Annotated in this window: 1 pseudogene; it reads right to left on the bottom strand. The window is 45.8% G+C overall.

Features of this window, described 5'->3' with window-relative positions:
- Window positions 1–295 (bottom strand): annotated as a pseudogene (locus STRDD10_RS11310) (SEC10/PgrA surface exclusion domain-containing protein); the annotation flags it as partial.

The raw sequence follows: 295 nt of genomic DNA on the forward strand, positions 1-295 counted from the left end.
AGCGTTGTCAAGAGCTGTTTTCTTATCAGCCAAGTCAGCTGAGAAGTTATCAACAGCTTTTTGAGCGTCCGCTTGGCGAGTTTTGGCATTTTCCAAAGCGATGTTTGCCAGACGCAAGTTGTTTTCAGCGATTTGCGTTTGAACTGGTGTCGCCATGGTATCGCTGAGTGTCTTTTCAGCTTGGGTCTTGAGTTCAAGTGCAGTAGCATAGTCTGAACTTGCTTTCACAAGTTTAGCTTTTGCGTCACTTGATGCAGTTTGTGCTTCAGCAAGAGCGGATTGAGCTTTGGTCAAG

The sequence above is a fragment of the Streptococcus sp. DD10 genome (assembly GCF_001578805.1).
Lineage (GTDB): Bacteria > Bacillota > Bacilli > Lactobacillales > Streptococcaceae > Streptococcus.